A 24,920-nucleotide genomic window follows, 5' to 3' on the forward strand; every position below is an offset into this window, starting at 1 on the left:
CTCTATCGTACTCTAGCCTGCCAGTATCGGGTGCAATTCCAAGGTTGAGCCCTGGGCTTTCACATCCGACTTAACAAACCACCTACGCGCGCTTTACGCCCAGTAATTCCGATTAACGCTTGCACCCTCTGTATTACCGCGGCTGCTGGCACAGAGTTAGCCGGTGCTTCTTCTGAAGGTAACGTCACAGATATTACGTATTAAGCAACACCCTTTCCTCCCTTCTGAAAGTGCTTTACAACCCTAGGGCCTTCTTCACACACGCGGTATGGCTGGATCAGGCTTGCGCCCATTGTCCAATATTCCCCACTGCTGCCTCCCGTAGGAGTCTGGGCCGTGTCTCAGTCCCAGTGTGGCTGATCATCCTCTCAGACCAGCTAGAGATCGTCGCCTTGGTGAGCCTTTACCTCACCAACTAGCTAATCTCACGCAGGCTCATCTAATAGCGAAAGGTCCGAAGATCCCCTCCTTTCCCCCTCAGGGCTTATGCGGTATTAGCCTGCGTTTCCACAGGTTGTCCCCCACTACTAGGCAGATTCCTACGCGTTACTCACCCGTCCGCCGCTCGACGCCTGTAGCAAGCTACATCGTTTCCGCTCGACTTGCATGTGTTAAGCCTACCGCCAGCGTTCAATCTGAGCCATGATCAAACTCTTCAGTTTAAAATCATTGCTCACTCAAATCTTTACTGCTGACTTTAAAACTCGATCCAAACTAATGAATCAAACATAAAGCGTTTTAGTATCGACTCTCGTAAGACTTCTAAATTTTTTGTAGTTATTCGAACATCAATTACAAAGCAATTAACAACTCGAATAACTTGCTGAAGTCTCTAGCGAGTGCCCACACAAATTATCTGATTAACTATTTTAAAGAGCGTCTGACTTATCTGTATTAGATAGTGAGTTACTTGGTAACTTGTCAGTGTAGTCTTGTTTGCTACCCCGTGTCAGTGGATGCGTATAATATACATCTCAGATTTTATGGCAAGCGCTTTTTTCATTTATTTAAAATATTTTATCCTTTTGATTCAGCTGATAGTCACTTATGCAAAATTTCACTTATCTTTCTAGCATACCAAGTGCGAAGCAAGAAAAAGGCCTTGATGCTAACGCATCAAGGCCTTTTAAAAGACAGGATAATCACCTTATCTCGTTCTTACTAACTCTTACTAACCAACCCACTTACGAGCGTTTTGGAACAAACGCAACCAAGGTGCTTGTTCATTCCACTCACTTGGGTGCCAGCTATGCTGAACGGTACGATAAACACGCTCAGGGTGAGGCATCATAATGGTCACTCGACCATTCTCAGAAGTCAGCCCCGTCACACCCGCAGCCGAACCGTTCGGATTGAAAGGATAACGTTCTGTTGCTTCCCCTTTGTTATTCACATAACGCAATGCTAACTGAGCCTTTTCAACCAGCTGATCTAGATCTTCAGCTTGCTTGTACTCGGTTTGACCTTCTCCGTGTGCCACAACAATCGGCATGGTTGAACCTTGCATTCCAGCAAACAAGATGGAGTTAGATTCTTGCACTTTAACCTGAACTAAACGAGCTTCAAATTGAGCCGATTCGTTACGTACAAATTTAGGCCAGTGATCAGTACCAGGAATCAATTCACTTAGGTTAGATAACATCTGACAACCGTTACACACACCAAGCGCAAAGGTATCTTCACGGTTGAAGAATGCTTCAAATTCTTGACGCGCTACTGGGTTAAATAGAATCGATTTCGCCCAGCCTTCACCAGCACCTAATACGTCACCGTAAGAGAAACCACCGCAAGCCACTAAACCTTTGAATTCAGATAGTTTAGTACGACCCGATAAAATATCGCTCATATGCACATCAAAAGGTGCAAAACCTGCTTGATGGAAAGCGGCTGCCATTTCAACTTGCCCATTCACACCCTGCTCACGCAAAACGGCAATTTTAGGTCGGTTCGAAAGATCAATACCAGCTAACACATCTTCTTCAAGATCAAAGGTCAGTGATGCGGATAAACCTGGGTCAGTCGCATCTAATAAATTATCAAATTCTTGAGCAGAGGTATTTGGATTATCTCTTAGTGCTTGAATTTCATAACTGGTTTGCGACCAAGTACGTTGCCAATCAATACGCTTACCAGCAACAATCTCTTTGCCATTGAAAGAAACCTTGATTTCATCGCTAGTATTTAGTTCAGCCACTTCAACAGCAGTAACACCCGCTTTCGCGTAAGCTGCTTTAACGTCAGCAAGATCTGACGTTGCAACTTGAATGACAGCACCTAGCTCTTCATTGAAGAGTGCGGCAGCCACACCATCCGTATTTTGAGCTAGCTGAGAAACATCAACATTTAAGCCCTTATGGCTGGCGAAAGACATTTCAGCCAATGTCGCTAATAAACCACCATCAGATCTATCATGATAAGCCAGTAGTTTACCTTCTGCATTTAGCGCTTGTGTTGTATCAAAGAAACCAGCTAATACGGCAGCATCATCAACATCAGGCACTTGCTCACCCAGTTTGTTATAAACCTGAGATAAAATAGAGCCTGCTAAACGGTTCTGCTTATTACCCAAGTCCAACAATACAAGCTTACTGTCCGTATCCTGTAGTTCTGGTGTCAATGTTTTACGCGCATCTGCAACGGGAGCGAAGGCGGTAATAACCAAAGATAGAGGAGAAGTAACGGATTTTTCTTCGCCTTCTTCTTTCCAAACAGTCTTCATAGACATGGAATCTTTACCGACTGGAATCGCAATATCCAGAGCAGGACATAACTCCATGCCAACCGCTTCTACGGTTTTATAAAGCTTCTCATCTTCACCCGCATGACCTGCAGCAGCCATCCAGTTAGCAGAAAGTTTAATATGATTACGTTTAGTGATTTGCGCTGCGGCTAAGTTAGTTAGCGCTTCACCCACTGCCATACGGCCTGATGCAGGTGCATCCAACAAGGCTAAAGGTGTTCTTTCACCCATAGTCATGGCTTCACCGGTATAACTATCAAGTGATGATGTCGTCACAGCAACATCCGCAACAGGCACCTGCCAAGGACCCACCATTTGGTCGCGAGCAACCATACCGGTAATACTTCTATCACCAATAGTGATCAAGAAACTCTTACTTGCCACAGTCGGATGACTCAATACTCTTTGAGTTGCTTCAACAAGATCAATTTGAGCACCATTAAAGTCATCACCTTGGATATCTGCTTTAACCGCTTCACGGTGCATTTTTGGTGGTTTACCAAACAAGACAGACATAGGAAGATCAACTGGCTCATTGGCAAAGATTTTATCAGCCACTTCTAAATGTAGCTCTTCAGTCGCTTCACCAACCACAGCAAATGGGCAACGCTCACGTTCACAAATTTCAGCAAACTCAGCAACACGCTCAGGCGGAACAGCCATCACATAGCGCTCTTGAGATTCGTTACACCAGATCTCAAGCGGCGACATACCTGGCTCGTCATTTAGCACATTACGTAGTTCGAATTTACCACCACGATCGCCATCTTTCACAAGCTCAGGTAAGGCATTAGACAAACCACCTGCACCCACATCATGGATAAAGCTAATTGGGTTGTTTTCGCCTAGCTGCCAGCAACGGTCAATAACTTCTTGGCAACGACGCTCCATTTCAGGGTTACCCCTTTGTACTGACGCAAAATCAAGGTCTTCATTACCATCAGCAGAGGCCATAGATGAAGCCGCACCACCACCTAAACCAATTAGCATGGCAGGTCCACCTAATACGATTAGTGACGCGCCCACATGAATCTCATCTTTTTCCACATGATCACGACGAATATTACCTAAACCACCAGCCAGCATAATCGGCTTATGGTAACCACGTACCTCTTCACCTTGGCTTGACGTGATTTTTTGCTCGTAAGTACGGAAATAACCTAATAGGTTAGGACGACCAAACTCGTTATTAAATGCCGCGCCACCAATTGGGCCTTCGATCATGATATCAAGCGGTGTCACAATACGGCTTGGCTTGCCATATTGGCTTTCCCAAGGCTGTACAAAACCTGGGATTTTCAAATCAGAAACCGTATAACCAGATAAACCTGCTTTTGGTTTAGCACCAACACCGGTTGCACCTTCGTCACGAATCTCACCACCAGAACCTGTTGCCGCACCTGAGAAAGGCGCAATCGCAGTGGGGTGGTTATGCGTCTCAACCTTCATCAAAATATCAATAGGCTGTTGGTTAAAACCATATTCTTTCGATGCTGAATCAGGGTAAAAACGCCCTGCTTCATGGCCTTCCATGACTGCAGCGTTATCTACGTAAGCAGACAAGGTGCCGTCAGGATTATGCTCATGGGTATTCTTAATCATTTTGAACAAAGAGCGTTCTTGATCTTCGCCGTCTAATGTCCATGACGCGTTAAAGATCTTATGACGACAATGTTCAGAGTTTGCTTGAGCAAACATCATCAGCTCAATGTCATTTGGGTTACGACCCAATTCAACAAAGGCAGTTACCAAGTAATCAATTTCATCATCTGCAAGGGCTAAACCTAAAGATTGGTTAGCCTCTTCAAGTGCGGCACGACCACCCGCTAAAATATCAACCTGTGATAAAGGCGCTGGTGTTGCTTGTGCAAAAAGTTGCTGAGCTTGTGCTTCACCCGACAAGACACTCTCTGTCATGCGGTCATATAGCGCTGGGATCACAAGCGCTAATTCAGCTTGGCTCAAAGGCGCATCACTATGAATAAAATACTCTACGCCACGTTCAACACGAGCGATATCTTGCAAACCACAATTGTGTAGGATATCCGTTGCTTTCGATGACCAAGGAGAAATAGTGCCTAAACGTGGAACCACAAGCACACTTTGTGAAGATGTATTCACAGCTTCTGACTTAGCACCATAAGTAAGTGCTTTGCTCAATACAGTTTCTTGCTCAGCAGAAAGTGTTTGAGCATCTAGAAGTTCGACGAAATGCAAATATTGCGCATCAATATCAATTACGGCTGGTACTGACTTTTGAACATTGGCCAGTAACTTTGTCTTACGAAACGCGGATAGCGCCGAAGAACCTAGCAAGGTAAGCATGACGTTTATTGCCTCGATTTGTGGTTTGAAGTGATGGGGCGTATTCTAAATCAAGCCAGCAAACCTAAGCTATAAAAGTCGTGCTTTTTTAACAGATTTATGACAACTTTTTTTGTTCTTGAGCTAATTTAGAAGCGGTTCTGATCTTTTTCTTTTGATCTCGTCGATATTGAAAAAAATCGCTCAACTTTTGCGAGGCAAAAGGCCCTAAAACCCCCGCCTCAACCTTGACTGAATGGTTAAGAAAATCCTGCTCAAAAAATTGATTCTGAGACTCAACCACACCACTTTTTGGCTCAGTTGCCGCATAAACAACACGCGCTATTCTGGCGTGTACAATGGCACCTGCACACATGGAACAAGGCTCCAAGGTAACGTAAAGTGTCGCCTTTGGCAGACGGTAATTGGCAACATTTTTACAGGCATCTCGAATGGCTTGAATTTCAGCATGGGCGGTAGGGTCACAGGTCGAAATAGGCGAATTATAGCCTTCACCAATAATTTCATTATCTAATACCAAGATAGCACCAACAGGCACCTCACCCTCAGTTGCCGCCTTATCAGCCAAAACTAAAGCGCGTTCCATCCAGTATTCGTCACTGAACATTGACTTACCTCACGAAAAACTTGATTGTTTACAGGTATAAACTAACTATAAGTTAGGCTTATACAGAATTTTTATGGAAGGAGTTCACCCTGTGCAGACCGTTTCAGATCTTATGGTTACCAACTTAGTCACTTTGGCTGAGACCGCCTCCCTTGCTGATGCTAAAAAAATCATGCAAGACAAGAATATTCGAAACTTGCCAATTATTGATGATGACGGAAAATGCATCGGCATGTTAACTCAACGAGAATATTTAAAACATGCTTTTTACCTTGTGAGCCAATTCGGTACTGGTATGTTGAGCAAAAAAGAAATGCAGACGCCAGTTAGCAAGGCAATGAACACAGATATGCTAACCATAGAGCAAGATACTCATCTAGATACTGCCGCCGAATTTTTTGTAGAAAACAAATATGGCTGCCTACCTGTTGTCGATCAAGGCAGATTAGTTGGCATTTTAACACCAATAGATTTTGTGAAGTTAGCACGCAATCTATTGAGCGAGAAAAAAGAGAAATAGTCTAACCAAAAAGGCCTGACTCGTATTGATAAGTCAGGCCTTTTTATTATCAAGGTTATTCGGTCACAGGGGTTGCAACCTTTTTGACGTATAACGCCACTTCACTCGCTTGCCGTCCAAAATCATTTTCAGTAATAAAAAAAGACACGGCTTGGCCTTTTTTCAAGGTTTTATGCCCTTCACTGACAATCGATTTATAATGTACAAACACATCAGCTTCATTGTCTCTTTGAATAAAACCAACGCCTTTAGAGTCATTAAACCACTTTACTGTACCCTTTAATTTATCTGTCATTGATCGCCTCTTTTTATTATTCTCAATCAATTCGAGCCACCAGCCTTAGCTGGCAAGCTTAGCTGTCACCTTGCACTTTAAAATACACTTCTGTTTCGCAATAACAGCAGCATAAAAAACACCCCACCTATGATGGCGGCCATGGTGCCAGCAGCAAGTTGATTAGGATAAATTACCATTTGACCCAGCCAATCTGCAAGTTGAAGGAAACCCGCCCCTAAAAGCGCTGATAACAATATTTGAACAGAAACTTGTCGGGCACCTAACAAGCTTGCTAAATGAGGTGCAACAATACTGACAAAAGCAATGGGCCCGAGAATAGAAGTAACCAATGAACACAAGCTCACTGACAGTATCAATAATAAAATAAAGGCACGCTTTACATTCACACCACGCGCCGCCGCAACCTCGCGCCCCATGGACATTAGCGTCAGCCATCGATGCAAACTCAGGCTAATCATAATAAGTGCACTGACACCCAGCATTAAAACCCATGCTTGATCTGGTTTAACACGATAAGTGGAGCCCGCTAACCAACGTAAGATGTCATAAACCTCTTCCGTCCCTTTCATCAAAACACCTTGCACAAGCGTTTCTATGAAAGCAGACAAAGCCACACCCGTTAAAATCATAGGAGCAGGCGCAAAACGAAAACGCGAACCCAACACAAGCAAAATAAGTAAGATTAAGAAGCTGCCAGAGAAAGCAACCAAGGGGCCTAATTCACCAATACGCCATCCTAAGAAACCACTGGTTGTAACAAGGGCTAAAACCGCGCCAGCAGATACTCCCAACAAATCTGGACTTGCCAATGGGTTATGAATTAAGCGCTGCATAATCACACCTGAGACAGCCATACCAGCGCCTGCTGCAAGGCTTGCGACTATTCTTGGCCAACGAATCGGCCAAGCAAATTCATTTGGCCAACGAAAATTTAATCCATCATCCATATGCGTCAGCAAAGCCAGTAGCACAATAACAACTAACACAAGACTAGCCATCACTAACTTAGTCTGGGTAAAAGTCGCCTTAGTATAGTGAACCTGATAGGTAATTTTATCCTGCTGAGAAAGGCGTCTTTGAATTAACCAAATCAATAGAGGTGCACCTAAAAAGGCGGTAGTTAACCCAGTCGGTACCACTTCAAACGTAATCGTATTGAGAAATAAGGCGAGACTATCGGCAACAACAAGCAGTATGGCGCCCAATAAGGTCGAAATATACAGCTCTGCACTTGCGGCTCTTGCCCCTATTAACCTAGCAAGATTAGGCGCAACTAAGCCCAGAAAACCCACAATCCCAACCATGGTGATCGCTGCCGAAAGCATCCAGAGACCAACAAGCATGAGCAGTAAAAACAAACCAGCGACATTCAAGCCTCGACCAGAGGCGGCACTTTGACCCATTTTTAAAAGGTCTAACGGTTTACCTGCAAAACCCAGTATTGCTAACCCAAGTAGGCAATGCGGCCATAACCAACGAACCTTCTCCCAACCATTTTGACTTAGATCACCCGCCCCCCAAATAAAGAGGTTTTTAGCATATTGATCATTCATCAAAATCAAAGCGATGGCGATAGCGCCAAATAACAAGTTAACCGCCATACCTGATAGCACCACAGATAAACCGGTCAGGTTTCGCACTCCACAAATAACCAATACCAAGACCAAAGCGATACAGGCACCTAACATGGCGGCAAATACTTGATATTGGCTCTGCCCTTCTGGCCAAACCACAGCAAGTATAATTAAGCCCAGCCAAGCGCCACTGGAAGAGCCAAGTGTGGCAGGAGATAACAAGGGGTTGCGGGTCAGCTGTTGAATAACACTGCCGATTAACCCCATACAAGCACCAACTAATAAGGCCATAACCAGCCGAGGCAAACGCGAATAGGCCCAATCTATTTGCTCATAACTTTGATCCAGCTCTTGGCTAATCAGCATCTGCCATTGCTGCCATAAGGAAAGGTCACTATCAATTTGCAAAGACAAAACACAGATAAACGGCAAGCTTACGAACAAAAGCAAAAAACGCATCATTGCTGTTTAGCAACCTCTAACAATGAGTCTGTCATGGCTTGAGCTAAGTATTGTAAAGACATAGCGCCGCCATAAGTCCAAGTAGAGGCAATCGATGCCACCTTCCCTTGCTTTACAAAAGGCATACTGCGCCAAAGTGGCGACTTAGCGAGCTTTTTCTCGAAATGGAATGGCTTAAAGTAAAGGACAACTCCCTCTTTAATCCCCCGAAGAGATTTAAGGCGCTTTTGAGTCACGCCCCATTGGGTACTTGCTAAAGGCATAGCCGTTTGCAAGCCTAAACGCTCAAGGGCATATTGCGGCATGGCATTATCGCCATATACATAGGCAGAAGTGGTGCTGGCAAAACGCAAGCTGGTGACTTTAGGCAAGCCTGCTGGAAAAGCAGCATTAAGCTGGCTTCTTAGCTGCTCAAATACCTGCTGCCTCGCGGCCAGTTTGGCTTGGGCATGGGCCTCTTTATCCAAGAGTTTTGCCAAGGTTAGAAAGACTTGATCTGCTTGTTCCTGATTATTATGATCGCGCTGATAAGTATCAAAAAAGACAACGGGGGCAATTCTCTCCAGTTTAGATCGAATATCCTTAAGTGCTGCCCCAATCAAGATCACATCAGGTTTAAGCTGAGCGAGTTTTTCAAGGTTAGGTTCAGCTCGACTTCCTATATCAACACTTGAATCAGGCAAGGCAGGTTTTGCTACCCATTCCTGATAAGCTTCTCGCTCTGGAATCGCCACAGGCTCAAGGCCCAACTCAATTACATCTTCAACCAGCTCCCAACTCAGTGCAGCAATACGAACAGGTGTTTGAGAAAATACCTGTTGACCCTGACTATCTTGAATTTTAACCTCTGCCAACACTGAAACCGAAAGTACTAGGGCAAAACAACTAAGGCTCATCTTGAGCCAACTCGATACGAGATTATTCATTAACATATAAGAGCCACTTTACTATGGTTTGAGGGGTGATCAATCAAAGACATAGGCACGCCGTACATGGCCTCTAAACGCTCTGATTGCATAAATTGGGCGGGCGTGCCCTGAAAGAAACATTGCCCTTGCCGCATGGCTAATATGTGATCCGCAAAACGTGACGCCAAGTTGATATCATGTAAAACGATAATCATGCCTTGACCGGTTTCACGATTTAATTGCTGCAACAAACGCATTAATTCATATTGATGAGAGATATCCAGCGCCGACGTTGGCTCATCTAATAAAAGAACAGGGGATTGCTGAGTAAGCAACATAGCAACCCAGGCACGCTGACGCTCTCCGCCAGACAAATCATCAATCAGCTGATGGGCATAATGGGCGATCCCGACCTGCTCAATCGCCTTGTCGGCTATGTCGTTATCCTGCTTCGTAAAGCGACCAAATGCCCCATGCCATGGGTATCGCCCCATGCAAATTAGCTCTCTCACACTTAAACCCGCTGCACTGGGCAAGCCCTGCGGCAAATAACCTATTTTTTGTGCCAGTTGTCGTTGCGATAAAGCCTGTATATTTTGTTTATTGAGTCGCACCTCACCCTGATCCGGCACGAGTTGATTCGCTAAACTTTGAATCAAGGTCGTTTTACCGGACCCATTGTGGCCCAATACGACGCACACTTGGTCACTGGGTAAACTCAGGTGAGGGATTGAGAGAATGGTGCGTGATGCCCGCTCAACTTTAATATTGTTTAATTCGAACATGAGTTCTTCTTTTTTGATTTATGACGAGGACAGGTAAGACATAAATCGCCACCCTCTCTTTGATAGTGCAAACAGCAGGTATGTCGAATAAAGCGCACTTCATTTCGCTCACACTTAAGTCCGCGCATCGCTACTAAGGGAAGGTTGAGTATTTTTGCCCACAAAGGTAGATCATTAACAAGCTGCTCACGACAGAGCAAAGAGAAGTGTGTTGCCTGCACAAGAGACTCAATAAACTGATCCGCCAGCAACGCCTGATACATCACAGGCTTACCACCGAATAAATCTATGAATGTCTCTTTTGATGACGAAAAGATTTGATTCAACTGGCACCCAGCTAGGTAAATGAGTTGATCGCGATTCCCTGCTTGCCAAGCATCATCTTCTAACTCGTACCCTGCGACATAATCCTGCGTTCGAGTTTGTTTCATCCGTCCTAAGCTTGTTGGCACACAATGCAGTTGATACACACAAATGAGAGCAAGATAGATAGGCTGCCAGTTTACAAGCCCCCAGCTTCTAATGCGCCAATAGGATGAGCCCGCCTCTGGAAATCGACGAGTTAGCTCCCCATGCAATGCTTCCAAACTCTGCACCGATAAAGTTAAAGCCAATGCCTTATCAGCATTAGCTTCTCCTTGCACCTGTGTGTTTACTCTTGCTTCTTTACCAGCCAATGCGGGGATACATTGACTGGCACTGAGAAACAGGCGGTCCACTAGCCTAACCATACCAGCCTCTCAAAGTTTCCACCTCAGCTAGCAAACACCTAAAACTCATAACGCCCACTTAGCTCAAACGCTCTTTCATCGCCAAACCAGCAATTGCTTGAGTCGTAGCAGCTGTAATAGATTTCATTCAACGCATTAGAGACAGCAAAGCGCACACTCGCACCTGCTAAGGTGGCTGAAGCATTTTCTAGATCATAGGCCATAGATAAATCGACTAAGGTCGCGCTGGGTACCGTATCTGAGTTAGCCGCATCTAATTGCATCTCACCAATGTAACGCACACCTGCACCGACTTGCGCGCCCTGCATTACGCCCTGAGTCAGCTGATAATTTAACCAAGTAGACACTTGCTGCTCTGGCACCCAAATTGGCGTATTACCTTGGATGCCACTGTTATCTTTAGTCACTTCTACGTCTTGTACAGTCACTGCTACACGCACATCCATTTGCTCTGATAAGGCTTTATGCAGATCTAACTCAACCCCACGAGAACGAACCTCACCCACCTGAATCTTGTCATAGGCACTACCATTTGGATCTCGGGTGAGCACGTTTTCTTTTACAATTTGGTAAGTCGTTAAGCTCGCCTGGGTACCATTACCTTCATACTTAAGCCCAAGCTCAAACTGATTGGCAGTGGAGGTATCATAGGCATTGCCATCTTTATCACTGCCTGACACAGGCTCAAAACTTTGGGCATAACTAACAAAAGGCGAAAAGCCATTTTCCATTTCATAAAGAGCGCCCACTCGACCCGTTAGTTGTTCTTGATCTATTCTGACATCCGTCGTCGAGCCATACTTAATCCCATCTTCATGGGAGCGATAATCATCGTAACGAGCACCGGCAATCACCACCCATTGATCGATACGCATTTGATCTTGCAAATAAACGCCTGTTTGCTCTTTTTCAATATCAAAGTCACTGCTATAACCAGACGCTGCAAAGTCCAAGCTAGATGCTGTAATTTGATAATAATCTGGGTCATAAAGATCGATACTTGGCGCTACCGCATCTTCATACTTAATATCTGATTTCAGTTTTAAGTAATCAATATCAACCAATACATTGTGTTCAACATCACCTATATCAAAAGCACCAGAAAATTGGTTATCTAAGGTAATACCTTGGCTTTCTTCATCAGTTAAATAAGCCCGTCGATTTAGCGTTCTCTCATCAGCATCCAAACTTGTTGAATAGGTATTTTCTTGATAAGCAGAAGCATCCATAAGGCGAACATTTTGTAAAAAGCTCCAAGTATCATTAAATCTATGATCGAATTTATAACCCAATAACAAGACTTCTTTTTCAAAAGTTTCCCAGTTAGCATCACCGGCATACGCATCCGTATCTAGAGCACCATTTATATTGCTATAGACAGTTCCTTTAGAGGGCAGCGAGCTATAAACCCCCATGCTTGGATCTTTTTGGTAATACATATTAAAATTTATAAGTGTGTCTTCACTAACCTTCCAATCTAACGATGGTGCAATAACAATACGTTCTTCTTCTGAGGTAACCGCTTGACCATCTTTGCTTCTAACTAGCCCAACAAGGCTATAATCCAAAGAGTCACTCAGCGCCCCACGACTTTCAAATTCGATCTCTTTTTTACTATTACTACCAACAGACACTTCAACACTATGGGCGCTCTCTGCTTGTGGTGCTTTACCAATGACATTGACCATACCACCAGGTGGCATAGCGCCATATAAGGTCGATGTTGGCCCCTTAAAGACTTCCACCTGATCAATTGCAATGGCATCAATTTGTGGCTGCAAGTTCCAATCATTAAACAATAACTGCAAGCCGTCGTAATAATTTTGGTAGTTGGTAAAACCACGTATATTAAAAAGATCCAAACGGGTTACGGCACCGCCACGCAGTTCAGTATTAATCCCTGACACATAGCGCACCGCCTCTGCCACACTTTCAGTACCCCGTACGTCCAGCTCTTCTTCTGTGATATGTGAAATTGCCTGTGGGGTTTCCGCAAACTCTAATTGAGTCTTAGTTGCCGTATTACGATAGGCCTGCCCTTTAATCACTAAAGGTTCCATTTCATAGACATCCGATTCGACTGCCTGCACTTCATTTGCCGACAAATGAGCGGATTCTAAGGCCACAGAGATAGCGATTAATGTGGGGGCAAAACACGCAGAGGTTTTCATTAAAGCTCCAAAGAATAAAAGAAAACATTGATAATGATTCTCATTTTACTAATTAATTCTTTTTTAAACTTAACCTTTTGGTGCATCTTTAATCGCTATAGAAATATTAACGTGGCGCAATGGGTAGCCAAAATTCCATATAGCTTGAAGGAGAATAAGGATCGTATTGGGGTGAGTACATTTCTAACTCATAGCCTGTGATGCCATTGTAGTTTGATTCAGGCAACCAATGACGGATAAACCAATCAACAGCCGTTTGCAAAGAGCTCACCTTACCTTGCACCGGAATCACTGCATACTCCTGTGCTGGCACCTGTACTGAAGCATGATCACCTAGATTAAGGCCTTGATACCCTGCCCAGTATTGTAATTGCCCTGGGTTTTGAGCATGACCATGGGTATTGATCACACCAATTGGATTAGTTTTAGATGCATCACACTCCAAAGGCAGCTCAAGTGTTCGCCAAAGATTAGGGACTCGTTCTAGAAAGTTAGGTGCCGCTGAAAAAGGGCCATTAATCCAATCAAATACCCCAGACAAGGCAAACGCCTCTTTGCTTTCAATACGAATTTGCATAAAGCTTTTAGCATTTTCCGGGAGAGTATAAGCATGCTCTCGATATTGAAGCGGTGTACGCAAGCCTTGGCGCTTACCACGGTTACGGTATTCTCTTGGAGAACAAGTAAACATTTGTTTGAAAGCTCGGCTAAAACTTATTTCAGAATCAAAACCGCACTCTAGTGCAATATCAAGGTGTCTTTGATTCGTCGAGACTAGGTTCTCTGCAGCCTGACTCAACCTAAGCTCACGAACATATTGCGCGACAGTGAGGCCGGTTTCTTCACCGAAAATCCGCTGTAATTGCCAGCGGGACCAACAGCTTTTTTCAGCTAAACTCACCACACTCAAGGGCTCATCAAGATGGCAATGGATATAATCAAGGACAGTCTCGATTCGAGTCAATCTGGCAGGCGATGATGAAACGGTTGAATAAGTCATGATAAAAAAATAATAAGATTCATTTGAGAACGATTATCATTTATTTACTTAAACTTGTCAAAACTGAAACCTCTTAAACAAAAAAAGCCCCTTACTCATACATGATAAGTAAGGGGCTTTGACTTTTTAACCAGCTAAAACGATAGACTAACCTCTTATAGAGATTCGATACTCGCTTTTTGTTCGTTTAGTTTTGCAACCGTCAGTGTCAAATCAGCAAGCTTAGCTTGCTCTTTTTCAACCACTGCTGCAGGTGCTTTCGCAACAAAACTTTCATTGCCAAGTTTACCTTGGATACGTTGTAGATCTTTGCTGGCTTTATCAATTTCTTTTTGCAAACGGGCAAGCTCAGCATCTTTGTCGATCAAACCCGCCATAGGCACAAGCACTTCCATATCACCAACCAGTGCGGTTGCAGACATAGGCACGTCATCACCTTCATTTAGCCAAGTCACGCTTTCTAGTTTGGCTAGTTTTTGCAAGAAGTTCATATTGCTTTGCAAACGTGATTTATCTTGTTCGCTACCATTACGCATCAGTACATTCAGGGCTTTCGATGGTGCTATGTCCATTTCGCCACGAATGTTACGAATACCAACGATGACACTTTTGATCCACTCAACATCCGCTTCTGCAGATTCATCTTGCTTAGCCGCTTCCGCTTGTGGGTAAGCCGCCATCATCACGGTATCACCTTCAACACCCGCCATAGGCGCAATCTTCTGCCAAATTTCTTCGGTCAAGAAAGGCATCATAGGGTGTGCTAAACGTAAGAATGACTCAAGTACGCGAACCAAGGTACGACGTGTACCTAGAAGCTGTGCTGGTGTTGCATTTTCATCCCAAAGTACTGGTTTAGAAAGTTCTAGGTACCAATCACAGTATTCATGCCACATAAACTCATAAAGCGCCTGTGAAGCAAGGTCATATCTATGGGTATCAAAAGCTTGGTTAACAGCGGTTTCTGCTTTTTGTAAACGAGAAATGATCCATTTATCCGCTAAAGACAGCTCTGCATCACCACCATTTTGGCCACAATCATGTTCTTCTGTATTCATCAGAACATAACGCGTTGCGTTCCAAATCTTATTACAGAAATTACGGTAACCTTCCAAACGGTTCAGGTCGAACTTAATATCACGACCACCAGACGCAAGCGAACACAAGGTAAAGCGCAAAGCATCCGTACCATAAGCTTGAATACCCTCTGGGTAAGTTTCACGAGTGGCTTTTTCAACCTTAGCGGCAAGACGAGGCTGCATCATACCTGAGGTACGTTTACTCACTAGGCTTTCAAGATCAATTCCGCCAATCAAATCCAACGGGTCAATCACATTACCCTTGGACTTAGACATCTTATCACCGCGTTCATCACGAATAAGCCCGGTAATATAAACGGTTTTAAAAGGTACCTTGTTAGTAAACTTCAAGGTCATCATGATCATTCTGGCAACCCAGAAGAAAATAATATCGAAGCCGGTTACCAACACATCTGATTCACTGAAGGCTTTAAAGTCTTCCGTTTCTTCAGGCCAACCTTGTGTTGCAAACGTCCAAAGCGCTGAAGAGAACCAAGTATCTAGTACATCGTTATCACGATTCAAAGTAACATCAGCCGCTAAACCATATTTAGCACGTACTTCGTCTTCGGTGTTGGCAACATAGACTTTGCCTTCGGCATCATACCAAGCCGGAATTTGGTGGCCCCACCAAAGTTGTCGAGAAATACACCAATCTTGTAGGTCACGCATCCAAGAGAAATAGGTGTTTTCCCATTGCTTAGGAACGAATTGAATATCGCCGTTTTCAACCGCCTCTATCGCAGGTTTAGCGAGTGTCTCAACCGCAACATACCATTGGTTTGTTAAATAAGGTTCGATTACCGCATTACCACGTTCACCACGAGGTACTTTTAGCTTATGGTCATCAACTTTCTCTAACAGTCCAAGCGCATCAAAATCTGCAACAATCACCTTACGGGCTTCGAATCTATCCATGCCACGGTATTTCTCAGGTGCAATATCATTAAGCGCGGCATCATCAGTAAAAACATTCGTTAAAGGCAGGTCATGACGCTTACCCACTTCATTATCGTTAAAGTCATGGGCAGGGGTAATTTTTACACAACCTGTACCAAAGTCTTTATCCACATAAGAGTCAGCAATAATTGGAATACGACGATCAACCAAAGGCAACATGATTTCCTTGCCAACTAGGTCAATGTAACGCTCATCGTCAGGATCAACGGCAACCGCTTCATCACCTATCATGGTTTCTGGACGTGTTGTGGCAACGACTATGTAATCTTTACCATCAGCGGTTTTAGCGCCATCAGCCAGTGGGTAGCGGAAATACCACATGAAGCCATTCTCTTCTTCAGAAATAACTTCCAGATCAGAGATCGCTGTGTGTAATACTGGATCCCAGTTAACCAAACGCTGGCCACGGTAAATAATACCTTCGTCAAATAAGCGAACAAACACTTCTTGCACCGCAGCAGACATGCCAGGGTCCATGGTAAAACGTTCTTTATCCCACGCAACCGAATCACCCATGACACGCATTTGATCAGAAATGGTACCGCCAGACTGCGCTTTCCAATCCCATACTTTTTCAAGGAATTTTTCACGCCCTAGATCATGGCGTGTGATGTTGTCTGCAGCTAGCTGTCTTTCTACAACCATTTGCGTTGCAATACCCGCATGGTCAGTACCTGGCTGCCACAAGGTACGCTTACCTTGCATTCTTTCACGACGAATCATGGCATCCATTAAGGTATGCTGGAAGGCATGACCCATGTGCAAGGTACCCGTCACATTTGGTGGCGGAATCATAATAGAGAAAGGGTCACCCTCGCCCTGAGGTGTGAAATAGCCATTTTCTTCCCAGCGTTGGTAAATTGGCTGTTCAATGCTTTGCGGTTGGTAGGTCTTTTCCATTGTGATGTCTTAAACTTTTTTAAATTGCGTGAATTTGATATGAAACTTAATTGCCGACTAGTATAACGCGACAGACGTTGATAAAGAATATCCACGGCTAATCGATGTTCACTGTTACCAATAAATTAACGAATTTATTCGGACTTATGGTTTCTTAGGAGTCGTTGAAAGCTCTAATTCGTTAACCACTTCTTCAATCAAGCTTGGCAGCACTTTAGCAAAGGCTTTTTCAATGGCCTGCTGCAATTTAACCGGATCGATATTTAGTGGTTCATCAGAGGGAGATTTAGGTTCGATGACACTCTCTGCTGCAGTTGAAGATGCTGCAATGAGTTCCTCCTTCTCTTGGGGGTCGTCTAGCTCGGTATCTGTACCTTGGGCTAAAACTTGAGATAGGTGCCCTTCTTGGCTAACTTTTGGCGCTAACCCTTCACCAACCACGTCCATCAAGATAGGAATATCGTCTTGATTCCTAAGTGCTGAAATGAGAACACTCTCATCCGGCTCAGGAATAAACTCTTCTTCTCTTGTGTGGTTTGACATAAAAGCACCCAAAAACGCTAATAAAAAATTATTATCAAGTTATGCAGATAGAATCAATACTTTCGCATTGGTACAGGGAAATGTCTAGGTCAAGAAAATGAAAATACGATATTTGTTAAAAATAACAAAGATTCAGTTTCCATAAGTGTCTAAAAAGCAAAAAGGCCGCAATCAATGCGACCTTTTTGATAGAGAGCCTGCTAATCTATATTAAATTAGCATTAACAGTGACTAGTTTGCCTTAGACAACAAGTACTGAGTTAATAAAGCAACAGGACGTCCACTTGCGCCTTTCTTAGCGCCACCTGTCCATGCCGTTCCAGCAATATCCAAATGCGCCCAAGGGTACGACTTAGTAAAACGAGACAAGAAACATGCTGCAGTAACAGAACCCGCTTCTTTTCCGCCTATGTTAGCAATATCAGCAAAGTTGCTGTCTAACTGCTGCTGATATTCATCATCAAGTGGCATTGGCCATACTTTATCTGCTGACACTTTACTCGCACCACGAAGATCGTCATGCAAGGCGTCATTATTGGTATACATAGCAGAGTTAACGCCACCTAAAGCAACCACACAAGCGCCTGTTAGCGTTGCAACATCAACCACAGATTTAGGCTCAAAACGCTCAATGTAAGTCAGCGCATCACATAAAACCAAACGCCCTTCAGCATCTGTATTCAATATCTCAACAGTTTGACCTGACATTGTTTTAACCACATCACCCGGTTTTGAGGCATTACCATTTGGCATATTCTCAGCAGCGGCAACCACAGCGGTAAAGTTTACCTTAGGCTTAAGCTCACAAATTGCTTTCATAGTGCCGAATACACTGGCAGCACCACACATGTCATATTTCATTTCATCCATGCCAGGACCTGGTTTTAACGAAATACCACCTGTATCAAAGGTAATACCTTTACCCAGCATGACATAAGGTGCATCACCTTCATCGCCGCCTTTATAAGACATGACGATTAAATAACTTGGTTGATCACTACCGCGACCAACAGACAATAGGCAATCCATACCCAACTCAGACATGCGACTTTCGTCAACTAGCTCTACCTCGATACCGTAATCTTCACCGAGGGTTTGTGCTTTTGAAGCTAGATAACTAGGTGTACAAACGTTGCCTGGTAGGTCACCTAAACGACGCGCCATAGCAGAACCCGCAGCCGTTGCGACACCCACATCAAGTGCACCTTGATCGGTTCCTTCAAACAAGATATTTTCAATCGTTAGCACCTGATCGTCTTGCTTAAAGCCTGTAAACTGATAAAAACCTTCATGCAACCACTGTGATGTAAGGCTAAGGACTTGAGCTTGAGAATGCTCTGCAACTGCTAGCTCAGCACCTGCAAATGCAATGCTGGCATAAGGCAGGCTTTTTACTTTAGCAGCAACAGCAGCCATGACTTTACGGGCGCTGGCATCTGATAAAGTTTCGTCTTTACCTATTCCGACAAGCAAAACCGCTTGTGCATAATCTTGACCGGCAACAGGTAACAATAGAGTTTCAGCTAATTTACCGGAAAACACCTTTGACTCACGCAATTGCGAAATAAGTCCCGCAGTATTTTCATCGACCCAACTGGTTGATTGGGGTAACGCTGCGTCACTTGGCACTAGGGTAACGACCAAATCAGCTTGGACCGCAGATAGGCGATCGAATAACGCTGTATTCATGAGTGTTTCCTTTAAAAAATTATTATAAAAAACTGGATAAAGCCCTTATTACCAAGGGATAATGGGTTCAAAGCTTCAATAATCAACCCCAAGCACTATACAAAATACTTTAAGAGGTACATTTGAAATTATTCAGATACTTGGCGAAAGAAGTGTTGGTGTCAACCATGGCCGTCAGTTTTATTCTTTTATTAATCATTGCCAGTGGTCGTTTTGTCAGCTATTTAGGCCGTGCTGCAGAAGGAAAAATGACATTTGAATTTCTTTTCATCATTCTTGGGTTCCATATTCCGAGCTTTTTACAAATTATTATTCCTTTATCCTTTTTTCTCGCTTTGCTGCTTGCTTATGGTCGACTTTATATCGAAAACGAGATGTCGATATTATTTGCCTGCGGCATCAGTAAGGTGAAACTCACATTTTACACCTTGGGCATCGCCTTAATTGCCACTTTAGTCAATGCAAGCATTAGTCTTTGGTTAGCTCCCACTAGCGAATATCAATCTCAGCTAGCTAAAGCAGAACAGGACCAACTTACTGTCTTCGATTTTTTACAACCAGGTCGATTTCAAGGAAAGGGTTTTAACACCACTTATGTGGCAGAAATTACCCCTGAAGAAGGTTGGATGAAAGATGTGTTCATTTCTAACACCTCCAAGGTTGAGGGTAAAAACATCCCCACTCAAACCCTTGCCTCACACGCTGAGCAAATCCAGCTAGAAGGCGGAGATACTTACCTAGTGTTTAAAAATGGTACGCGCTTTGAAGGCGTTCCGGGACAGTTGGACTATAGAATCACTCAATTCGATACCTATGCCGTTCTTTTAGATGAAAAAGGTGAATTAAGCATTGAAGACCCAAGCACTAAGCCTTCTTCTGAAATTTGGCGAAGTGACGACCTTAATGAGCAAGCTGAGTGGCAATGGCGCATAAGCCTAGTCATCATGATCCCTATTCTAGCGATTATTGGCACCTCACTCAGCCAAGTAAACCCTAGACAAGGCCGCTTTTTTAAAATGCTACCCGCCATCTTACTCATGATTTTATACCTAGGTTTACTTATCTGGGGGCGCACCTCATTAGAAAAAGGCAGAATCCCTAGCAGCTTCGGGCTATGGTGGGTTCACATTCTATTTGGGCTCATTGCTGCTTTTTTATTCTCTCTTTTTAACGAAATACGCTTGATAAAAAAGCCCATAAAAGCAGATAAGCAAAGCACCTCAACCTCAGATGGACAGCCTTCATGAAGCAACTAGATTCTTACATAGGAAAAGGCGTGGTTTGGGCCTTCTTTGCCGTTGTATTTATTTTGTTAGGCTTAGACTATGTCCTAACATTTATTGAACAAGTAAAGCGCATCAGTGAGTTTTATACTATTTCAAACTTATTAGAAGTCTTGCTGTTAAGACTACCTAGCAAGTTTGCGGAATATATTCCGATTGCGTCATTAATTGGTACCCTAGTAGGACTAGGTGCACTTGCCTCAACCTCAGAACTGACAGTGATTCGCGCTGCAGGCATTCCTATTTGGCGCATTGGTTGGTCGGCAATCAAACCCATTTTAATTATCTCTTTAATTGGCGTTGGCATCTCGGAATTTATTGCCCCTAATGCAGACCAAAGAGCAAACCTCATTGAGAATTTAAAAAAGCAGCAAACCTCTGACAACATTATTTCAGGTGGCGTTTGGATTCGATCAGAAGAGAAGTATATTTTTATTGGTGCTGCTGATCAAAAGGGCACCCTTTATAATGTAAAAGTCTTTAATTCGAAAAACCAAACCTTGCAAAGCACTCAGATTGCTAAAACAGCACAATACAAAACAGCGGATGAATGGACTCTAAACCAAGTTACCAACACTCAATTTCTTGCAGATAAAATTGAATCAAATAACACAAACTTTGAAAGTTTAACCATGACTTTCAAGCCTGAGCACCTATACCTTGCAACACAAGAGCCTGAAGCACTTTCTTTGAGCCAATCGATTTCTTATCAAAACTATCTAGAAGGGCAAGACCTTAACACCTCTCGCTATGAGCTAGAATTCTGGACCAAGGCATTACGTCCGGTGGCGTCTATCGCCTTGGTGCTTATTGCTTTATCCAGTGTATTTGGCCCCCTAAGGTCGTCCACTATGGGGAGCCGGATTTTTTCTGGCGTCATGATTGGAATTATTTTTCAAAATGGCTTAAATCTATTTGGCAGAATGAGCTTAGCCGCTGATTTTTCACCTCTTCTAGGGGTATTAATTCCCATTGCAATTTGTTTAGCCATTGGTACTTTGCAACTTAAACGCGCCAAATAAAAAAAGGGCTACTTTAATTAAGTAGCCCTTAGCAATGAGGTCTATAGTCATCAAGCTTTTAGTCTTAAAGTCGCAAACTATTTTTCTGCCTGTTGTTTTTTATGGTCAATAAAAACAAGTCGACTCTGGCTTAACTTGTCATGCCAAGTGAGGCCTTCTTTATCGAATAATGCCCAGATAAAACCTAGCCCTAACACACCCCAAGATAATAAAGAGCATACTAGACGAGCACTGGCTTGTTTGGAGGTAAGTGGTCCACCCCTCTCATTAACGACCTTCACCTTCCACACTTGCATCCCTAAAGTTTGTCCAGGTGAACACCAGAACTTCACAAAAAACGCCCAAGTAATAAACAGCAATGCCAAAAAAAACAAAGGCGTCTCAACTGCCTCACCATCATTAATGACAACCGCCAGTAACGCCGCGACAAAATAAAGTGCCAATAAAATGATACTGTCATAAACAGCTGCTGCAAGACGGCGCCATAATGCCACTTGAATCGAGTCCATTAACTTTTATACCTTCTTTTTAAATTGCATATTTCAAGACGCGGCAATAATGCCTGTAAGCCCCAAGGAGACACAAGCATTTTTCATCCAAATAAAGTTTACTCTAAGAAATTATGATCTAGCCTCGATAAATGTCTTAATTCGAGCTAATGCCTGCTGTAGACGCGAAGTATCACAGGTATACGCAAAGCGAACATATTTATGCGCCTGCTCCTTACCAAAATCGGCACCTGGCGTCAGCGCAACCGCTTCGGCCTCTAACAAGTCTAAACACCAGGACATGGCATCATCCGTAATAGAAGACACATCTACATAAATATAAAATGCACCTTGGGCTGGTACCACAGGTTTTAGCCCCATACCCTCCAATCCAGACACGAGTAGCTTGCGCCTTTCATCAAGCACTAGCCGCCTTTGTTCAAACTCACCCATGGAAGACTCGCTGAAAGCCTCTAATGCTGCATATTGAGAGATGGTTGGCGCTGAAATAAAAAAGTTCTGAGCTAGTTTAGTTGCCGCTTCTATCGCCCACTCAGGTACAACTATCCAACCTAAACGCCAACCTGTCATCGCAAAATATTTAGAAAAGCTATTAATCACAAAAATATCATCCGATAGAGAAAGCGCAGTAAAATCTTCCCCCTCATAAACCAAGCCTTGATAAATTTCATCAATCATCAAGTGGCCACCCAAATGAGTCACCTTATCCAATGCGGATTGAATATAAGCCTTAGACAATACAGCGCCCGTTGGATTAGCAGGAGATGCTAACCACATTCCCGTCGTACTCTCATTCCAAAGCGTATCAATTTTCTCAATGGGAATTTCAAAATTGTCTGCTGCAGAGGTCGCAACCAAGTTTGCATTTGCCCCAACCTGAATAAGAAAGTGGCGATTACAGGGGTAACAAGGGTCAGGCATGAGTACATTTTTACCCGCATCTACCATTAAACTTGCCAGCAACTGCAATGCCCCAGACGCTCCAGGAGTAACAATAATTCGATTAGGATCGACCTCTACTTGATATTTATCTTGATAATGAGCGGCAATTTTCTGTTTTAACTGAGGTAAGCCTGTCGCTGAAGTATAACCAGTAAGACCTTGCTCAATGGCATCAACACCGGCATTTTTTACCGCCTCAGACGCGACAAAGTCGGGTTCTCCCACTTCTAAGTGAATTACATCAACCCCTTGGGCTTGAATTTCTTTTGCACGTCCCAATATAGCCATGACTTGAAAGGGAGAAATTTGCTCAACACGGTTCGCCAATTGACTCATCTATACTCTCTTAACATAATAAATAAACTTAACGTGGTTTGCTTTATTGCATTCACTTACTAAAAAAGCCATTAAATTAGTGGTTTCATTACAAATAATTTGGTAAGTTTCCGGCCGCAATAAACACCACCCGAATAATATATGTACAGGTTACCACACGGATTACCTGCGAAGTGAGGCGCTGCATATGCCAGATATGAGTTCTGAGTCGTTAATGAAAGACTTCACCCCTTACGAAGCGAAGGAAGGTGAAGAGTACATGAACGAGCAACAGTTAGAGCATTTTAGAAATATTCTGCTCAACTGGAAGCAAAATTTAATGGAAGAAGTAGATCGCACCGTTAGCCATCTAAAAGAAGAAGCGGTTAACTATGCGGATCCTAATGACAGAGCCAGCCAAGAAGAAGAGTTCAGTCTTGAATTACGCACCCGTGATCGCGAGCGTAAACTGGTAAAGAAAATCAATCAGACTATCGAGTTAATTGATGAAGATGATTATGGTTTTTGCAACCACTGCGGTATTGAAATAGGTATTCGCCGCTTAGAAGCAAGACCCACTGCGACACTTTGTATCGATTGCAAAACCTTAGCTGAGATCAAAGAAAAGCAAACAGGTAGCTAACCTCTACCTGCTGAATATCTTATTTGATTATGCACCCTTCGTATGTAGGCCGGTTTGCACCTTCGCCATCCGGTCCACTACATCTAGGCTCACTGGTCAGTGCGCTCGCTAGCTTTCTTGACGCCAAGCATCATGGTGGTAAGTGGTTAATACGCATTGAAGATGTCGACAGCCAACGCTGTAAACCCGCGCACAGCATAGATATTCTAGACACCCTAGCGAGCTATCAGCTAACTAGCGACGCCCCTGTACTTTATCAAAGCCAGCAAACCGAACGCTATCAATCTCTTATTGATGAACTAATCCGCCAAAATCTTGTATTTCCTTGTCAATGCACCAGACAGGAACTCAAGCATCTTAACGGCCCTCACACGCATATTTGCTCAAGCGACATCAAAAAACCCCATGCATGGCGACTGATTTCCCACAATAAAGACATCTCTTTTTTAGATAAACGCCAAGGTATGCAAACACAAAATCCTTTGCAGCAAATTGGCCACAGTATAATTAAGCGAAAAGATTTAGATTATGCCTACTTACTTGCGGTCGTCGCTGATGACCATTTTCAAAGCATTACCCATGTTGTAAGAGGCTGTGACCTACTCGATACCACGGCAGCACAAATCAACTTATTTAATACCTTTGAATGGAATGTTCCCCAATATTGTCACATCCCTCTCGTTACAGATGACAACCAGCTAAAGCTCAGCAAACAAAATCATGCCCCTGCTATCCCAAAAGCTAACCTAGAAACCCTTAAGCATGCGTTAACATTGTTAAACCAAAAGATTGGCCCTCAACAAACGATTCAAACCACATTAGATTTCGCCATAAAAAACTGGTCTTTAGCAAGAGTATAAAAACAAAAGGCCGTCAGTTTCTGTAAATAGCTCAATGCCCGCTTATGTGTATAA

Annotated in this window: 19 protein-coding genes and 1 other annotated feature; of the genes, 5 read left to right on the forward strand and 14 right to left on the reverse strand. The window is 43.5% G+C overall.

All coding sequences use genetic code 11. The annotated features are described in order from the left end of the window. Positions 1–110 precede the first annotated feature (110 nt). Positions 111–654 (reverse strand) — a sequence feature (16S ribosomal RNA rRNA prediction is too short). Positions 655–1,171: 517 nt separating this feature from the next. Together purL and tadA are read right to left on the reverse strand one after the other, a co-directional pair. Continuing rightward, positions 1,172–5,065 (reverse strand): phosphoribosylformylglycinamidine synthase, encoded by a 3,894-nt coding sequence (gene purL / locus MED121_RS07255; protein WP_009832997.1) that lies wholly within the window; start codon positions 5,063–5,065, stop codon positions 1,172–1,174. 97 nt (positions 5,066–5,162) lie between these two features. Then, the gene (gene tadA / locus MED121_RS07260) at positions 5,163–5,672 is read right to left on the reverse strand and encodes a tRNA adenosine(34) deaminase TadA (protein ID WP_036178937.1); all 510 of its coding nucleotides are present in this window, start codon (positions 5,670–5,672) and stop codon (positions 5,163–5,165) included. A 91-nt stretch (positions 5,673–5,763) separates the two neighbouring features. Here tadA and MED121_RS07265 point away from each other — a divergent pair, with 91 nt between their 5' ends. After that, positions 5,764–6,192 carry a CBS domain-containing protein gene (locus tag MED121_RS07265; protein WP_050764538.1) on the forward strand — a complete coding sequence of 143 codons (429 nt, stop codon included), beginning with the start codon at positions 5,764–5,766 and terminating at the stop codon, positions 6,190–6,192. A gap of 55 nt (positions 6,193–6,247) precedes the next feature. On the opposite strand, the gene MED121_RS07270 is transcribed toward MED121_RS07265, so the two are convergent. The 10 genes from MED121_RS07270 to MED121_RS07315 all read right to left on the reverse strand — a co-directional run bounded on the left by MED121_RS07270 (position 6,248) and on the right by MED121_RS07315 (position 19,292). Then, entirely contained in the window at positions 6,248–6,487 is a 240-nt protein-coding gene (locus MED121_RS07270) for a cold shock domain-containing protein (RefSeq protein WP_009833000.1), read from the reverse strand. A 77-nt stretch (positions 6,488–6,564) separates the two neighbouring features. After that, positions 6,565–8,526, reverse strand: coding sequence for a Fe(3+)-hydroxamate ABC transporter permease FhuB (gene fhuB, locus MED121_RS07275; protein WP_009833001.1), 1,962 nt, complete (start codon positions 8,524–8,526; stop codon positions 6,565–6,567). Further along, positions 8,523–9,458: an iron-siderophore ABC transporter substrate-binding protein gene (locus tag MED121_RS07280; RefSeq protein WP_009833002.1), complete on the reverse strand. Its 936-nt coding sequence runs from the start codon at positions 9,456–9,458 to the stop codon at positions 8,523–8,525. The genes fhuB and MED121_RS07280 overlap by 4 nt, the downstream gene beginning before the upstream one ends. Further along, entirely contained in the window at positions 9,452–10,219 is a 768-nt protein-coding gene (locus MED121_RS07285; protein WP_009833003.1) for an ABC transporter ATP-binding protein, read from the reverse strand. The genes MED121_RS07280 and MED121_RS07285 overlap by 7 nt, the downstream gene beginning before the upstream one ends. After that, complete coding sequence (locus tag MED121_RS07290; protein WP_009833004.1) at positions 10,207–10,950, reverse strand: siderophore ferric iron reductase; 744 nt, start codon at positions 10,948–10,950, stop codon at positions 10,207–10,209. Before MED121_RS07290 ends, MED121_RS07285 begins: the two co-directional genes overlap by 13 nt. A gap of 38 nt (positions 10,951–10,988) precedes the next feature. Further along, positions 10,989–13,121: a TonB-dependent siderophore receptor gene (locus MED121_RS07295; RefSeq protein WP_009833005.1), complete on the reverse strand. Its 2,133-nt coding sequence runs from the start codon at positions 13,119–13,121 to the stop codon at positions 10,989–10,991. Between the two features lie 106 nt (positions 13,122–13,227). Then, a complete protein-coding gene (locus MED121_RS07300) occupies positions 13,228–14,121 on the reverse strand; it encodes an AraC family transcriptional regulator (protein WP_009833006.1) in 894 nt (297 codons plus the stop codon). A gap of 155 nt (positions 14,122–14,276) precedes the next feature. After that, positions 14,277–17,060 carry a valine--tRNA ligase gene (locus MED121_RS07305; RefSeq protein ID WP_009833007.1) on the reverse strand — a complete coding sequence of 928 codons (2,784 nt, stop codon included), beginning with the start codon at positions 17,058–17,060 and terminating at the stop codon, positions 14,277–14,279. 144 nt (positions 17,061–17,204) lie between these two features. Continuing rightward, positions 17,205–17,603 (reverse strand): hypothetical protein, encoded by a 399-nt coding sequence (locus tag MED121_RS07310; RefSeq protein ID WP_009833008.1) that lies wholly within the window; start codon positions 17,601–17,603, stop codon positions 17,205–17,207. Positions 17,604–17,834: 231 nt separating this feature from the next. Next, positions 17,835–19,292 carry a leucyl aminopeptidase gene (locus MED121_RS07315; protein WP_009833009.1) on the reverse strand — a complete coding sequence of 486 codons (1,458 nt, stop codon included), beginning with the start codon at positions 19,290–19,292 and terminating at the stop codon, positions 17,835–17,837. Positions 19,293–19,414: 122 nt separating this feature from the next. Here MED121_RS07315 and lptF point away from each other — a divergent pair, with 122 nt between their 5' ends. Beyond that, positions 19,415–20,539 (forward strand): LPS export ABC transporter permease LptF, encoded by a 1,125-nt coding sequence (lptF, locus tag MED121_RS07320; protein WP_036178938.1) that lies wholly within the window; start codon positions 19,415–19,417, stop codon positions 20,537–20,539. After that, the gene (gene lptG / locus MED121_RS07325) at positions 20,536–21,597 is read left to right on the forward strand and encodes an LPS export ABC transporter permease LptG (RefSeq protein WP_009833011.1); all 1,062 of its coding nucleotides are present in this window, start codon (positions 20,536–20,538) and stop codon (positions 21,595–21,597) included. Before lptF ends, lptG begins: the two co-directional genes overlap by 4 nt. A gap of 77 nt (positions 21,598–21,674) precedes the next feature. Here lptG and MED121_RS07330 read toward each other — a convergent pair whose 3' ends face one another. Together MED121_RS07330 and MED121_RS07335 are read right to left on the reverse strand one after the other, a co-directional pair. After that, positions 21,675–22,106, reverse strand: coding sequence for an RDD family protein (locus MED121_RS07330; protein ID WP_009833012.1), 432 nt, complete (start codon positions 22,104–22,106; stop codon positions 21,675–21,677). 111 nt (positions 22,107–22,217) lie between these two features. Beyond that, positions 22,218–23,384 carry an aminotransferase class I/II-fold pyridoxal phosphate-dependent enzyme gene (locus tag MED121_RS07335; protein WP_009833013.1) on the reverse strand — a complete coding sequence of 389 codons (1,167 nt, stop codon included), beginning with the start codon at positions 23,382–23,384 and terminating at the stop codon, positions 22,218–22,220. Between the two features lie 181 nt (positions 23,385–23,565). Here MED121_RS07335 and dksA point away from each other — a divergent pair, with 181 nt between their 5' ends. Next, positions 23,566–24,006, forward strand: a complete 441-nt coding sequence (gene dksA / locus MED121_RS07340; RefSeq protein ID WP_036178939.1) for an RNA polymerase-binding protein DksA — start codon at positions 23,566–23,568, stop codon at positions 24,004–24,006. A 29-nt stretch (positions 24,007–24,035) separates the two neighbouring features. Next, positions 24,036–24,866: a tRNA glutamyl-Q(34) synthetase GluQRS gene (gene gluQRS, locus MED121_RS07345; protein ID WP_009833015.1), complete on the forward strand. Its 831-nt coding sequence runs from the start codon at positions 24,036–24,038 to the stop codon at positions 24,864–24,866. The last annotated feature ends 54 nt before the right edge of the window (positions 24,867–24,920 follow it).

Origin of the sequence: Marinomonas sp. MED121 (assembly GCF_000153025.1) — a bacterium.
Taxonomy (GTDB): Bacteria; Pseudomonadota; Gammaproteobacteria; order Pseudomonadales; family Marinomonadaceae; genus Marinomonas.